Annotated in this window: 11 protein-coding genes and 1 rRNA gene; 5 read left to right on the top strand and 7 right to left on the bottom strand. The window is 43.9% G+C overall.

Annotated elements, in window-relative coordinates:
• Positions 1–62: 62 nt before the first annotated feature.
• From OCU78_RS00125 to OCU78_RS00110, 4 genes are all read right to left on the bottom strand, one after another.
• Positions 63–1,617: ribosomal RNA gene (locus tag OCU78_RS00125) — 16S ribosomal RNA — on the bottom strand.
• Positions 1,618–2,149: 532 nt separating this feature from the next.
• Positions 2,150–2,677 (bottom strand): menaquinone-dependent protoporphyrinogen IX dehydrogenase, encoded by a 528-nt coding sequence (hemG, locus tag OCU78_RS00120; protein WP_137375455.1) that lies wholly within the window; start codon positions 2,675–2,677, stop codon positions 2,150–2,152.
• A 9-nt stretch (positions 2,678–2,686) separates the two neighbouring features.
• Positions 2,687–4,144, bottom strand: a complete 1,458-nt coding sequence (locus tag OCU78_RS00115; RefSeq protein WP_137375454.1) for a TrkH family potassium uptake protein — start codon at positions 4,142–4,144, stop codon at positions 2,687–2,689.
• 34 nt (positions 4,145–4,178) lie between these two features.
• A complete protein-coding gene (locus OCU78_RS00110; RefSeq protein ID WP_137375453.1) occupies positions 4,179–4,802 on the bottom strand; it encodes a YigZ family protein in 624 nt (207 codons plus the stop codon).
• A 227-nt stretch (positions 4,803–5,029) separates the two neighbouring features.
• Between OCU78_RS00110 and fadB the strand changes: the two genes are divergently transcribed.
• The 3 genes from fadB to acuI all read left to right on the top strand — a co-directional run bounded on the left by fadB (position 5,030) and on the right by acuI (position 9,630).
• Positions 5,030–7,201 (top strand): fatty acid oxidation complex subunit alpha FadB, encoded by a 2,172-nt coding sequence (gene fadB, locus OCU78_RS00105; protein WP_137375452.1) that lies wholly within the window; start codon positions 5,030–5,032, stop codon positions 7,199–7,201.
• 26 nt (positions 7,202–7,227) lie between these two features.
• Positions 7,228–8,391 (top strand): acetyl-CoA C-acyltransferase FadA, encoded by a 1,164-nt coding sequence (fadA, locus tag OCU78_RS00100; RefSeq protein ID WP_137375451.1) that lies wholly within the window; start codon positions 7,228–7,230, stop codon positions 8,389–8,391.
• A gap of 258 nt (positions 8,392–8,649) precedes the next feature.
• Positions 8,650–9,630 carry an acrylyl-CoA reductase (NADPH) gene (gene acuI, locus OCU78_RS00095; protein ID WP_137375450.1) on the top strand — a complete coding sequence of 327 codons (981 nt, stop codon included), beginning with the start codon at positions 8,650–8,652 and terminating at the stop codon, positions 9,628–9,630.
• Positions 9,631–9,756: 126 nt separating this feature from the next.
• On the opposite strand, the gene yiaA is transcribed toward acuI, so the two are convergent.
• The 3 genes from yiaA to OCU78_RS00080 form a co-directional block, all read right to left on the bottom strand.
• The gene (gene yiaA, locus OCU78_RS00090) at positions 9,757–10,215 is read right to left on the bottom strand and encodes an inner membrane protein YiaA (RefSeq protein ID WP_137375449.1); all 459 of its coding nucleotides are present in this window, start codon (positions 10,213–10,215) and stop codon (positions 9,757–9,759) included.
• Between the two features lie 121 nt (positions 10,216–10,336).
• Positions 10,337–11,287 carry a LysR family transcriptional regulator gene (locus OCU78_RS00085; RefSeq protein WP_137375448.1) on the bottom strand — a complete coding sequence of 317 codons (951 nt, stop codon included), beginning with the start codon at positions 11,285–11,287 and terminating at the stop codon, positions 10,337–10,339.
• A gap of 232 nt (positions 11,288–11,519) precedes the next feature.
• Complete coding sequence (locus tag OCU78_RS00080) at positions 11,520–11,705, bottom strand: hypothetical protein (protein ID WP_137375447.1); 186 nt, start codon at positions 11,703–11,705, stop codon at positions 11,520–11,522.
• Positions 11,706–11,854: 149 nt separating this feature from the next.
• Between OCU78_RS00080 and tusA the strand changes: the two genes are divergently transcribed.
• Both tusA and opgC read left to right on the top strand, forming a co-directional pair.
• The gene (tusA, locus tag OCU78_RS00075) at positions 11,855–12,103 is read left to right on the top strand and encodes a sulfurtransferase TusA (RefSeq protein WP_137375446.1); all 249 of its coding nucleotides are present in this window, start codon (positions 11,855–11,857) and stop codon (positions 12,101–12,103) included.
• A gap of 97 nt (positions 12,104–12,200) precedes the next feature.
• A complete protein-coding gene (opgC, locus tag OCU78_RS00070) occupies positions 12,201–13,310 on the top strand; it encodes an OpgC domain-containing protein (RefSeq protein ID WP_137375445.1) in 1,110 nt (369 codons plus the stop codon).
• Positions 13,311–13,333: the final 23 nt, after the last annotated feature.

The raw sequence follows: 13,333 nt of genomic DNA, 5'->3' as shown, positions 1-13,333 counted from the left end.
CGTCTCTTTTACTTTCTAAACCTAATCAATCTGTGTGGGTACTCATCAACGATATCTTCGTATAAGGAGGTGATCCAGCCCCAGGTTCCCCTAGGGCTACCTTGTTACGACTTCACCCCAGTCATGAACCACAAAGTGGTGAGCGTCCTCCCCGAAAGGTTAAACTACCCACTTCTTTTGCAGCCCACTCCCATGGTGTGACGGGCGGTGTGTACAAGGCCCGGGAACGTATTCACCGTGACATTCTGATTCACGATTACTAGCGATTCCGACTTCATGGAGTCGAGTTGCAGACTCCAATCCGGACTACGACGCACTTTTTGGGATTCGCTCACTATCGCTAGCTTGCTGCCCTCTGTATGCGCCATTGTAGCACGTGTGTAGCCCTACTCGTAAGGGCCATGATGACTTGACGTCGTCCCCACCTTCCTCCGGTTTATCACCGGCAGTCTCCCTGGAGTTCCCGACATTACTCGCTGGCAAACAAGGATAAGGGTTGCGCTCGTTGCGGGACTTAACCCAACATTTCACAACACGAGCTGACGACAGCCATGCAGCACCTGTCTCAGAGCTCCCGAAGGCACACCTGCGTCTCCGCTGGCTTCTCTGGATGTCAAGAGTAGGTAAGGTTCTTCGCGTTGCATCGAATTAAACCACATGCTCCACCGCTTGTGCGGGCCCCCGTCAATTCATTTGAGTTTTAATCTTGCGACCGTACTCCCCAGGCGGTCTACTTAACGCGTTAGCTCCGAAAGCCACGGCTCAAGGCCACAACCTCCAAGTAGACATCGTTTACGGCGTGGACTACCAGGGTATCTAATCCTGTTTGCTCCCCACGCTTTCGCATCTGAGTGTCAGTATCTGTCCAGGGGGCCGCCTTCGCCACTGGTATTCCTTCAGATCTCTACGCATTTCACCGCTACACCTGAAATTCTACCCCCCTCTACAGTACTCTAGTTCACCAGTTTCAAATGCAGTTCCGAGGTTGAGCCCCGGGCTTTCACATCTGACTTAATGAACCACCTGCATGCGCTTTACGCCCAGTAATTCCGATTAACGCTCGCACCCTCCGTATTACCGCGGCTGCTGGCACGGAGTTAGCCGGTGCTTCTTCTGTTGCTAACGTCAAGAGATAAGCGTATTAAGCTTACCCCCTTCCTCACAACTGAAAGTACTTTACAACCCGAAGGCCTTCTTCATACACGCGGCATGGCTGCATCAGGCTTTCGCCCATTGTGCAATATTCCCCACTGCTGCCTCCCGTAGGAGTCTGGACCGTGTCTCAGTTCCAGTGTGGCTGATCATCCTCTCAGACCAGCTAGGGATCGTCGCCTTGGTGAGCCATTACCTCACCAACTAGCTAATCCCACCTAGGCGTATCCGGTAGCACAAGGCCCGAAGGTCCCCTGCTTTGCTCCATAGAGATTATGCGGTATTAGCCATCGTTTCCAATGGTTATCCCCCTCTACCGGGCAACTTCCTAGGCATTACTCACCCGTCCGCCGCTCGACGCCCAACAAATCATCCGAAGAATCAATGTTGTCGTTTCCGCTCGACTTGCATGTGTTAGGCCTGCCGCCAGCGTTCAATCTGAGCCATGATCAAACTCTTCAATTTAAGATTTTGTCGGCTCAATGAATACTGACTTCAAAACTAATATTTACCGAAGTAAACATGTAATTCTAAAGCTATTACCATTCCAACAGAATGATAATGAATTGACTGTGCCAAAATTAAGTAAACTTAATTTTGTATTGGTCACTCAGTTCATTGAAACCAAATTGATTTCCGAGGAAATCTTGCTTTGCTATTGCAAAACAAATTTTGATATTCATCAACGAGTGCCCACACAGATTGATAGGTTTAAATTGTTAAAGAGCTTTTCCTTTTTGAGCTTCGCTCAAATCGGACGGTCATTTTAGCTATTTGAGCTTTAGTGTCAACCACTTTTTTCAAAACTCTTTCAAGCGCTTGGCTTGGCTAATTTGACTAGTTAATTCGTTCTGGTTTCCTAAGAAGCCTTCCCGTTTCAACGAGGTCGCATTATAGAGATCGGCGTCACGTTGGCAAGGCTTTTTTTACGTTTTTCTTATCTTTTTATCTGTTCGACTAAAAACCAGTCAAAACGCCTTATAAATAAGCTTTACCACTACAGATTTCGAAATTTATCGGTAAAAAGAGAGACCTTATTCCAATTTGTATACTCAACTTCTTTGGTTGTATCCGTTTCCCCACCCGTCATATTCATAATAAAGCGAATCATCACTCTGTCGAACCATTTATAACGCGGGTAATAAAGGGCTCCTGCAAATATGCCTATTAATGCGGGCTGCCACGGCGACTTTTTAAGAAACGTCTTTATATACGCACTTCCTTCTGGTGTATCTTTACCTTGGTCCTCTTTACGAGCAGTTAAATTGACACAGAAGAACGCAACATTATGCGTTTGGAGCTGCTTTAAGTTCTTTCCAATAAACTGGTACAGCTTTTTGTTCAAATGGCCATAACGAATAGAGGCACCAATCAGCACTCTGTCATAGTGTGTAAAATCAATCTCATCGACCAAATGCAAATCCATCACTTCACATTCAAAGTCTTTTAATTCTTCTTCTATATAGTGCAGAATTTTTTTAGTCTGACCTTCTCGGCTTGAATATAGAAATAAAGCTTTTTCCACAATGGTTCCTTAGCTACGCCAAAACGTAGGTGTAAGTAGAATTAATAGAGTAAATATTTCCAAGCGCCCAAAAAGCATAGAAACAATCAATACCCACTTTGCTTTGTCATTAACATCGCCAAAGTGAACAGAAACCTCGCCAAGACCAGGACCAAGGTTATTCAATGTTGCCGCTACAGCAGAGAAAGCACTCAGCTCATCCATGCCTGTTGCAATAAGGGCCAACATACAAACAACAAAAACAAGTGCATAAGCAGAAAAGAAACCCCAAACTGCATCCACCACTCGTTGTGGCAATGCTGAGCCTCCAACTTTGATTGTATAAACGGCTCTAGGGTGAACAAGACGTTTCATTTCACGAGCGCCCTGCAGAGTCAGGAGTAAAATACGTATTACTTTCATGCCACCGCCCGTTGAACCTGCACATCCTCCTATAAAAGAAGAAAAAAGCAAAAGCACCGGTAAGAATAGTGGCCATTCGGAAAAACCTGTCGTCGTAAATCCAGCCGTGGTTGAAATGGAAACGGTTTGAAAAAGTGCCTGATCGAACGCATCATAATAAGAGTCATAGGAATGATGATTAAGTAGCAGCAAGAAACAGACAAGAAACAAGACAACTTGTATGAAGATAAAAGCGCGAAACTCTGGATCTTTCCAATAATATTTAGGGTGTACACCACCAGAAGCAAAAGCCGCAAAATGTAGTGAATAGTTACACGCAGATATAAGAAGGAACACCACGGTAATCATATTAATAGCAGGGCTATTAAAATATCCCATACTCGCATCGTGAGTAGAGAACCCACCAATCGCGATAGTTGAGAAGCTATGGCTGATCGCGTCAAACGCACTCATTCCCGCTAACCAAAATGCAACCGCACAAGCAATAGTCAAACTTAGGTAGATATACCAAAGCGCTTTAGCTGTTTCTGCTATTCGCGGAGTCATCTTGCTGTCTTTTACTGGACCGGGGATTTCAGCACGATATAGCTGCATACCACCGATACCCAAAACAGGCAAAATAGCGACGGCAAGTACAATGATCCCCATACCACCAAACCACTGCAAAAACTGGCGATAGAAAAGAATCGCTTTAGGGAGGTCATCCAGCCCTACAATGACGGTTGCCCCTGTCGTTGTTAGAGCAGAAAAAGATTCAAAAAAGGCATCAGTAACTGAAACGTTGGGGTTATCAGCAATGAGGAAAGGTAAAGCACCCGCGCTGCCGATTACCGTCCAAAATAAAACGACGATCAAAAAGCCATCTCGAGCTTTTAATTCATGTTTATGTCGGCGGTTGGGAAACCAACTTAATGCACCGAAAAATAGCAGTACAAAGAAAGTAGTAACAAAGGGAACACCAGCACCATCTCGGTAGATCAACGCAACCAAAGCTGGCGCGAGCATTGAAACACTAAAGAGAGCGAGCAGTAACCCGACGATTCGAATAATTGAACGAAATTGCATGAGTGATTAACCGAAGCGAAAAGCTTCAAACTTCCTAGTTATCTTTGATTTTCGAGACCAGTGCCTTAGCACCACTTTTATTAATCACGGTCTGCGTAAACGCTTCAACCTGACGAAGTTCTATTTCAACCACCAACTCAACTTGAACTCCGTAATTCGCTTGCACTTCTTGTGCATCATATTGAGTCATTATTGATTGTGCGATTGGCATGAATCCATAGTCTAACTCTAGCCGTAGATTTGTGGTTATTTTTTTCTCGATAGTTTGAAGCAGCTTGAGAGCTTGTTGCACTCCACCACCATACGCTTTCACTAAACCACCCGTCCCAAGTTTGATTCCACCTGAATATCGCGTGACTACGGCAGTCAGTTCTCCGACACCAGAACCAGACAACTGAGCCAAAATAGGCTTGCCTGCAGTACCTGACGGCTCACCATCATCACTGAAGCCCCATTTCATTGAATCTTCTGGGCGACCCGCGACAAAACCCCAACAATTATGTCTTGCTGATGAGTGTTCTTGTTTGATTTGCTCTATAAATTTTTTAGCAACTTCTACACTTGGTGTATGGGCTAAATGAGTGATGAAAACACTCTTCTTTATTTCTTCTTCAAAACGCGCGGATTCCAAAGGCACGAGAAACGGCTGGTCATTCATATTGTTGGCTTTTTCACTAAGGTCGGCAAAGTGTATCACGCAGAAAAGATAACAGTTAGAGATCTGTCCTAACGCACAATGTTAAACAATTGTTTAAAAAATGTATTGAATTTAACCAATCTCAAGTTCACACTAAAAACACTGGTCTAACCAGAAGAGCAGTAACGTAATCAATATAACAAAAATTCTCTCACGCAATCACGAATTGTATGTCATGGAGATAGACAATGATTTACCAAGCTAACACCCTACAGGTAAAGGAATTACAAGATGGAATAGCAGAGCTGAGCTTCTGCGCTCCAGCTTCCGTAAATAAGCTCGACCTTGCTACTTTAGAATCCCTAGACCAAGCACTAGACGCCCTAAAAGCCCACTCTGGCTTACGCGGTTTGATATTAACTTCAAACAAAGATGCGTTTATTGTCGGTGCTGATATCACTGAATTCCTAGGCTTATTTGCTAAGCCAGAAGCAGAACTTGATGAATGGTTAAGATTCGCCAACTCAATCTTTAGCAAACTCGAAGACCTTCCTGTTCCAACCCTTTCAATGATGCGCGGTCATGCCCTTGGCGGCGGATGTGAGTGTGTACTTGCCACTGACTTCCGTATCGGTGACAAGACCACCAGCATTGGTTTACCCGAAACAAAACTGGGCATCATGCCTGGATTTGGTGGTTGTGTAAGATTACCTCGAGTTATTGGCGCAGACAGCGCAATGGAAATCATCACTCAAGGTAAAGCATGCCGAGCAGATGAAGCACTCAAGATTGGCTTGCTCGATGCAATAGTCGAAACAGACCAATTACTAGAATCAGCAATCAATACCGTTTCTTTGGCTGCAAACGAACAACTGGATTGGCAACTTCGCCGTAAGCAAAAAACATCGGCACTGTCATTAAGCAAACTCGAAGCCATGATGAGTTTCACCATGGCGAAAGGTCTTGTTGCTCAAAAAGCAGGTCCTCATTATCCAGCCCCTATCACTTCGGTTATTGCTATTGAAGAAGCCGCTCGAAGCGATCGCGATGCTGCTCTTGATATCGAACGCAAACATTTCGTGAAACTGGCTAAGTCCGAAGAAGCAAAAGCATTGGTTGGCTTATTCCTAAATGACCAGTACATCAAAGGGCTTGCTAAGCAGGCAGGAAAATCAGCAAACAAAGCTACAGAACGCGCTGCCGTACTAGGTGCTGGCATCATGGGTGGCGGTATTGCTTACCAGTCAGCGCTAAAAGGCGTGCCTGTGATGATGAAAGATATCGCACAAGCATCGCTTGATCTCGGCATGAATGAAGCTTCTAAGCTGCTAAACAAACGCTTATCACGCGGTCGCTTAGACGGGTTCAAGATGGCAGGTATTCTGTCTTCTATTACTCCAAGCCTACATTATGCCGGCATTGAACAATCTGACGTGATTGTAGAAGCCGTGGTTGAAAACCCGAAAGTAAAAGCAGCGGTGCTTAGCGAAGTAGAAAACCACGTGAGCGAAGACGCCGTTCTAACATCGAATACCTCAACAATTCCGATTAACTTACTGGCGAAGTCGCTGAAGCGCCCAGAAAATTTCTGTGGCATGCACTTCTTCAACCCAGTACATCGCATGCCTTTGGTTGAGATAATCCGTGGTGAGCATACTTCAGAAGAAACAATTAACCGTGTAGTTGCTTACGCAGCGAAAATGGGTAAATCACCTATCGTTGTTAATGACTGCCCAGGATTCTTTGTTAACCGCGTACTTTTCCCATACTTTGGCGGCTTTAGTATGTTGCTACGTGATGGTGCAGACTTCACTAAAGTAGATAAAGTGATGGAGCGTAAATTCGGCTGGCCAATGGGACCTGCTTACCTACTTGATGTGGTTGGTTTAGATACTGCGCATCACGCGCAAGCTGTAATGGCTCAAGGTTTCCCTGAGCGCATGGGCAAAGAGGGTCGTGATGCCATTGATGCTCTATTCGAAGCTGATAAATATGGTCAGAAGAATGGCAGCGGCTTCTATAACTACAGCGTAGATAAACGCGGTCGTCCTAAGAAAACCTTCTCTGCAGACATTCTTCCAGTACTCGCTGATGTTTGCCAATCACCACAAGAATTTGATGACCAAACCATTATCCAGCGCGTGATGATTCCAATGATCAATGAAGTAGTGCTGTGTTTGGAAGAAGGCATTATCGCCTCTCCACAAGAAGCAGATATGGCATTGGTTTACGGTTTAGGCTTCCCTCCATTTAGAGGCGGCGTATTCCGCTACTTAGACAGTGTGGGTATTGGTAACTTCGTTGAAATGGCGAAGAGCTACCAAGACTTAGGTGCTATGTACCAGGTTCCTCAACTATTGCTTGATATGGCAGCGAAAGGTGAAAGCTTTTATGACGCCCAACAAGCCAGTTCTCTGTAACCCACATTTGGAAAAGGAATAACAAAATGAATAATGTAGTTGTTGTTGATTGCCTTCGTACCCCAATGGGACGCTCCAAAGGTGGAGCTTTCCGTCACACTCGTGCTGAAGACTTATCTGCGCACTTGATGAAAGGCATTTTAGAACGTAACCCAGAAGTTAACCCTTCAGAAATCGAAGACATTTACTGGGGTTGCGTACAACAAACCCTTGAGCAGGGCTTTAACGTTGCACGTAATGCGGCGCTTCTAGCTGGCTTACCGATTGAGATTGGCGCAGTAACAGTAAACCGTTTATGTGGTTCATCTATGCAAGCTCTGCATGATGCAACCCGTTCTATCATGGTGGGTGATGCTGAAATCTGCCTGATTGGCGGTGTGGAGCACATGGGCCATGTCCCAATGAATCACGGTGTAGATTTCCACCCAGGTATGTCAAAGAATGTAGCAAAAGCCGCGGGTATGATGGGCTTAACCGCAGAAATGCTAGGTAAAATGCATGGCATTAGTCGTGAAGACCAAGATGCATTTGCGGCGCGTTCACACGCTCGCGCACAAGCTGCAACTGTCGAAGGTCGTTTCAAAAACGAAATCCTACCAACAGAAGCTCACGCAGCAGACGGATCACTGTTTACGCTCGATTACGATGAAGTAATTCGTCCAGAAACTACCGTTGAAGGTTTATCACAGCTTCGCCCAGTATTTGACCCAGCTAACGGGACAGTAACAGCAGGTACTTCATCAGCATTGTCCGATGGTGCTTCTGCAATGCTTATTATGAGCGAAGAAAAAGCCAATGCCCTTGGTCTTAAGATTCGAGCTCGAGTAAAGTCGATGGCAATTGCAGGTTGTGATCCATCCATCATGGGTTATGGTCCTGTTCCTGCAACTAAGAAAGCACTTAAGCGCGCAGGCTTGAGCATTGAAGATATGGGCGTTATCGAACTTAACGAAGCATTTGCTGCTCAGTCTCTACCTTGTGCGAAAGACTTAGGCTTACTGGATGTGGTTGACGAGAAAGTAAACCTTAACGGCGGTGCAATTGCGCTGGGTCACCCACTAGGTTGTTCGGGTTCTCGTATCTCAACGACCTTGATTAACCTTATGGAAGCACAAGACGTGAAGTACGGCTTAGCAACTATGTGTATTGGTTTAGGGCAAGGCATCGCAACGGTATTTGAACGCCCTTAGTTCACATGCCCTTCGCAAATCCACGCTTAAGTTAAACTGCACTTAAGCTAAGCAGCACGGATAAATAAGGCTTCACTGCAAGCCACATCGAGAGCGCAACTCATGATTACATGGTTGCGCTTTTTATTAGCCATATTTATCCACTTACACTCTATGCATAAAACGCATAGATCTAATGTTGAAGTTTCATTATTTTTTCTCTGATTTGTCGTCTAAAGTTATTGGCAGATTCCTAATATTCCTCCCATGGAGCAGATCATGTTTAAAGCACTTGTATTAAACCAAGAAGATAAAAAAACCATCGCGGCAGTTTCTCAAATTGATGAAGCACAGCTGCCGGAAGGTAACGTAAAAATTGACGTTAACTACTCTTCTCTTAACTACAAAGATGGCTTAGCAATAACAGGCAAAGGGCGCATTGTTCGTAACTTCCCGATGGTTCCTGGTATTGACCTTTCTGGTGTGGTTTCTCAATCAGATGACCCTCGCTACAAAGAAGGCGATGAAGTCGTTCTAACTGGTTGGGGGGTAGGCGAAGGTCACTGGGGTGGCATGGCTGAAAAAGCGAGCTTAAATGGTGATTGGTTAGTACCAATGCCAAAAGGGCTAGACGCTAAAAAAGTAATGGCGATTGGTACCGCTGGTTTTACCGCGATGCTTTGTGTTCAAGCGATTGTGGACGCAGGTATTAAGCCAGAAGATGGTGAAATCTTAGTTACAGGTTCAAGTGGTGGTGTTGGCAGTGTGTCTATTACTCTACTAAATCAACTCGGTTATAAAGTTGCCGCGGTAACGGGTCGAGCTTCAGAAAATGGTGAATTACTAAAATCACTAGGCGCTTCTCGCATTGTTGAACGTGCAGAGCTTGAAGAACCAGCAAAACCATTAGAGAAACAATTATGGGCTGGTGCTATTGATACTGTAGGCAGCAAAGTGTTGGCAAAAGTATTGGCTCAAGTGGACTATAACGGTGCAGTAGCCGCTTGTGGTCTAGCTGGCGGATTCGACTTACCAACAACCGTAATGCCATTTATCCTACGTAATGTTCGCCTACAAGGTGTGGACTCTGTTATGTGTCCACGTGAAAAACGCATCAAAGCTTGGGAACAACTGGCTGAGCTTTTACCTGAATCTTTCTACGCTCAAGCGACTAAAGAAGTTTCTTTAGATGAAGCGATTCAAGCAGCAGAAGACATCACTAACGGTCAAATTACTGGTCGCGTTGTTATTAAAATCTAGCGTTATCAAGATCTAGAGCTACTAAGACCGAGTTCTATTAAGATCTAGAATCTAGTCCGCTCTAAAAGATCAAGGCTAAGCAAAACAGTACTTAGCCTTAATAATATCTCTATTGAATTAAGCAGCTTAATCGCTGCTTTTTTGTGGAGCCTGTTCAGCCTCATCATCAAACATTGTTACTTTTTTCTCTGGGCAAGCGGCAATATCTCGAACATTCTTCTGAATCGTAATCACGGCAAACAAAGCCAACGTAAAAGCCATGGCAAAAAAGCCTTTCTCACTTAATGCCAACTCTGCATTTCTCAATCCAATTGCAAACAAAATAATAGCTGCCGCCAAAGCCACTCGACAGCTCATGACATACATAGCAGTCACATGGATCCCTTCTAATTTGTCACGCACCGTCTTTTGCAATGAAATTGCAGCAAATAAGCCAAACAGCAATAACGATAAATAGTATCCCTTTTCATTCAGCTCCATCGCGGAGTACCACAAACCAAATAAGTAAGCTCCTGCACCAATAATAAACGCACCCCATGCCGACGCAACAAAAGCAGCCGTTGGTTTTTGATATGGTTGTTCCATTACACATCTCTCCTTAGAAATGAGTAAATTAGGCAGCTAGAAAAACAAAATCAAATAACCTTACCAACTCTGGGAAACATTAATCATTATTAATAATGTCAATTACATATATAGACATGCCCTAGTTGCGATTAAAAAAACCTATATCTTCGATACGCTTTTCAATTAGCTCCCCACACTCTTCTTTGAGAACACGCCTTAACCACTGCTGTGAATCAGAGGAATCACAACGTGAATGCCAAATGAGTGAATAATCAAACGGCACAAATTCAAAGGGCAGAGGCTTAATCACTAAGTCATAACGATCGGCAACTAGATACGCTAGATCCGCAGGAACAGTGATAACTAAAGGCATCTTGTCGACAATCGCTAACGCAGCTTCAAGGTGGTAAGCACGTAGCGCCATTTTTCTTGGTCTTTGATTAACTAGAGCATTATCTAGCAAGGATTTTACCCCATCACTGATGGCTATCATCGCATGTGGCAAAGAAACATAATCTTCTAACGTTAAAGCACTATCGGCTAACGGATGATTTTTAGATAACAAACAAGACACACCAACAGGACCAAGAATTTCTTGATGTAAAGGCGTCACGGGGCCTGTTGGACGGCAGATCGCCATATCCACACGCTCTGTACTTAATTGCTTGAATAAGTGCTCATGTTGAAGCGGGGCAAACTCTAAAGAAATGTTAGGGGCTAACTCATAAATCTTCGGCAATGCGTAAGGCAAAATGGTCTGCATTGCATAATCGGTCGTCGCAATAACAAATCTTTCATCGCAATAGTATGGGTTAAAGTCACTTGGGGTCAGTAATTGGCGAAACGATTCCAAAGGTTGATCAATACGCTGGCTGATCTCTAGTGCTTTTTTGGTTGGAATTAAACGCTGACCTTGGCGAGTAAATAAAGGGTCATCGAGTAAATCTCGAAGCCGACCTAGAACTCGGCTGGTCGCAGATTGGCTCAAGTTCAGGCGAACAGCAGCTTGGCTTACACTGCCTTCTTCAATTAAGACCTTCAAAGCCACAAGCAAATTTAAGTCTCGACGATAAATATCTTCTAGTTCCACACTCAATTACCTAAATGCATACACCAGTCTTTTATAGCATGCTTTAGATAAAAAAAATCCCGCATTTAAGCGGGGAAGCCCAAGAAAACTGGGGATAGTGTCGGAATGTAGTCGTATCGGAATTAAGTTAAATCGCTGTAGCTTTAAATATCTAAAATCTGCCTTCAATGCTTTAAAAACGGTTTTTAAAAAAGACTTCAAAAATCAGCTTTTAAAAACAAAGTTTATTAAATTAATGTTCTTGCTCTTCTGGCGTACTCTGCCAGCGGCGCATTTCAACCCAAATGCCACCAAGCGTTACCACCACACCAATTAAAGGTGTAAGTGAAGCCTCTGCAGGTGTGCGTAAAACTAATGCACAAAAAGAAATAAAGCAGAGAACCGAATAAATCGTAAGTCTGTCTAGTGCTGTCAACATCGCCACTCCTTAGCTAGTTGTCATTGTTGCAAGTTGTTATCAACTTGTTAATTAATTTATAGGAAATAATTCAGCTTGCCAAGCACTTATTGCATATTTTTTCTGCGGACGTATCATTCTCTGCTCAGAAGCACATAGAGAAGCAAACCATGATATTCAACCCTGAACTCGCAACACACACTTTAGAAGCTGAAGGGCTACGTTGCCCAGAACCAGTCATGATGGTCAGGAAGACGATTCGAAATATGCAGGATGGCGATGTGTTACTGGTCAAAGCGGACGACCCTTCAACTACCCGAGACATTCCAAGCTTTTGCCGATTTATGGATCACCAACTTGTTGGCGTACAAACGGAACAATTGCCTTATCAATATTTGATTAAGAAAGGAATGCTATAAAGTTTCGTTAGTATCGCGATTCATTCAAGCACCACACAATTAGTCAGTTTTTTTATGTTCCTCCCCATACTCTGTCATGACTAAGGGAGGAAACACTATGCAACGTAACCATTCAATCGACACCATTCGCGGCGCTTTGCTGTTCATCATGACTATCAACCACTTTATTTGGATAACCGTTGGTTGGGCTAATATTCAACTCATAACTTTGCAGCCTTTTGGTCAAGTCGGGGCTGCGGAAGGATTTATTTTAGTTTCAGGGCTGATGGTCGGGCTGATCTATACCGGTGCTGATGCCGCATCAAACAAAAAGAAATTACTAACACGAGCGAAGCAGCTTTATATCTATCACTTGATAGCGATTCTTGCTGTTCTCACTATCGCTTACTGCTATATCTCTTTTTCACAACCCGCCAATACTTTTTATAGTGAGCTGTTTCCAGGGTTAATCGGGAATACACTACCAACACTGGTCGCCAGTTTTACGCTGCTGCATAAGCCTCCATATTTCGACATCCTACCTATGTACGTCGCTTTCTTACTGATATCGCCATTAATCATCAGCCAATTAAAGAAAAAGCGTATTTATTGGGTAATCACAATCAGTGTGTTGTTGTGGCTAGGCAGTCGTTACTTTGATCTCTCCACATTGCTGACTCTTTATTTCGCGAAAGGTACGATTAACACAGGCTATTTTAGCTGGCTGGCATGGCAACTGCTATTCGTCGCGGGGATATGCCTTGGTTACTGCTCACGACATCAACCTATCAATTGGTTTAAACACCCAGCAATTACCTTTTTAGTCAGTATCATAGCTCTAGTATTATTTCTTTTTCAGCGAAATATTTTTGCTCAGTATGGCATTCATCAAGGAACCCTGTACGAACTAGCAGATAAGCCTTTACTGGGCTGGCTGAGAATCTTTAACCTTTTCTTACTGGTGTACTTATTCGGTTATATTATTCACCGTTGGCCGCAAGCTTTAACCTTTAAACCATTAGCTTTACTCGGTAGGCATTCGCTTTATGTTTTCTCATGGCATTACGTTGTTATTTTTTCTGTTGCCCCAATTGCATTAGGCTTCTTTGATTTCCAGCCGAACACCACTGTGTGCTTAGTTATCGTTTCATTGCTTATTTTCGTGCCAGCCTTAATCAGAGAACGAAATAAAAGCCCCAAATTAGTCGTAGAGAAAGAAAGCAACTAACATCGACTATTTCAATCAGCAAT

The organism is Vibrio gallaecicus (assembly GCF_024347495.1).
In the GTDB taxonomy this organism is placed as follows: Bacteria; Pseudomonadota; Gammaproteobacteria; order Enterobacterales; family Vibrionaceae; genus Vibrio; species Vibrio gallaecicus.
The sequence above is the reverse complement of the archived record's forward strand: the minus strand, read 5'-3'. Positions and strand labels throughout refer to the sequence as shown.

What these genes read in the sequence shown, in the direction of transcription:
- OCU78_RS00080 (WP_137375447.1), bottom strand. Translation starts at nt 11,705, where the DNA reads ATGTTGACAGCACTAGACAGACTTACGATTTATTCGGTTCTCTGCTTT.
- opgC (WP_137375445.1), top strand. Translation starts at nt 12,201, where the DNA reads ATGCAACGTAACCATTCAATCGACACCATTCGCGGCGCTTTGCTGTTC.
- fadB (WP_137375452.1), top strand. Translation starts at nt 5,030, where the DNA reads ATGATTTACCAAGCTAACACCCTACAGGTAAAGGAATTACAAGATGGA.
- OCU78_RS00110 (WP_137375453.1), bottom strand. Translation starts at nt 4,802, where the DNA reads ATGAATGACCAGCCGTTTCTCGTGCCTTTGGAATCCGCGCGTTTTGAA.
- fadA (WP_137375451.1), top strand. Translation starts at nt 7,228, where the DNA reads ATGAATAATGTAGTTGTTGTTGATTGCCTTCGTACCCCAATGGGACGC.
- OCU78_RS00115 (WP_137375454.1), bottom strand. Translation starts at nt 4,144, where the DNA reads ATGCAATTTCGTTCAATTATTCGAATCGTCGGGTTACTGCTCGCTCTC.
- yiaA (WP_137375449.1), bottom strand. Translation starts at nt 10,215, where the DNA reads ATGGAACAACCATATCAAAAACCAACGGCTGCTTTTGTTGCGTCGGCA.
- tusA (WP_137375446.1), top strand. Translation starts at nt 11,855, where the DNA reads ATGATATTCAACCCTGAACTCGCAACACACACTTTAGAAGCTGAAGGG.
- acuI (WP_137375450.1), top strand. Translation starts at nt 8,650, where the DNA reads ATGTTTAAAGCACTTGTATTAAACCAAGAAGATAAAAAAACCATCGCG.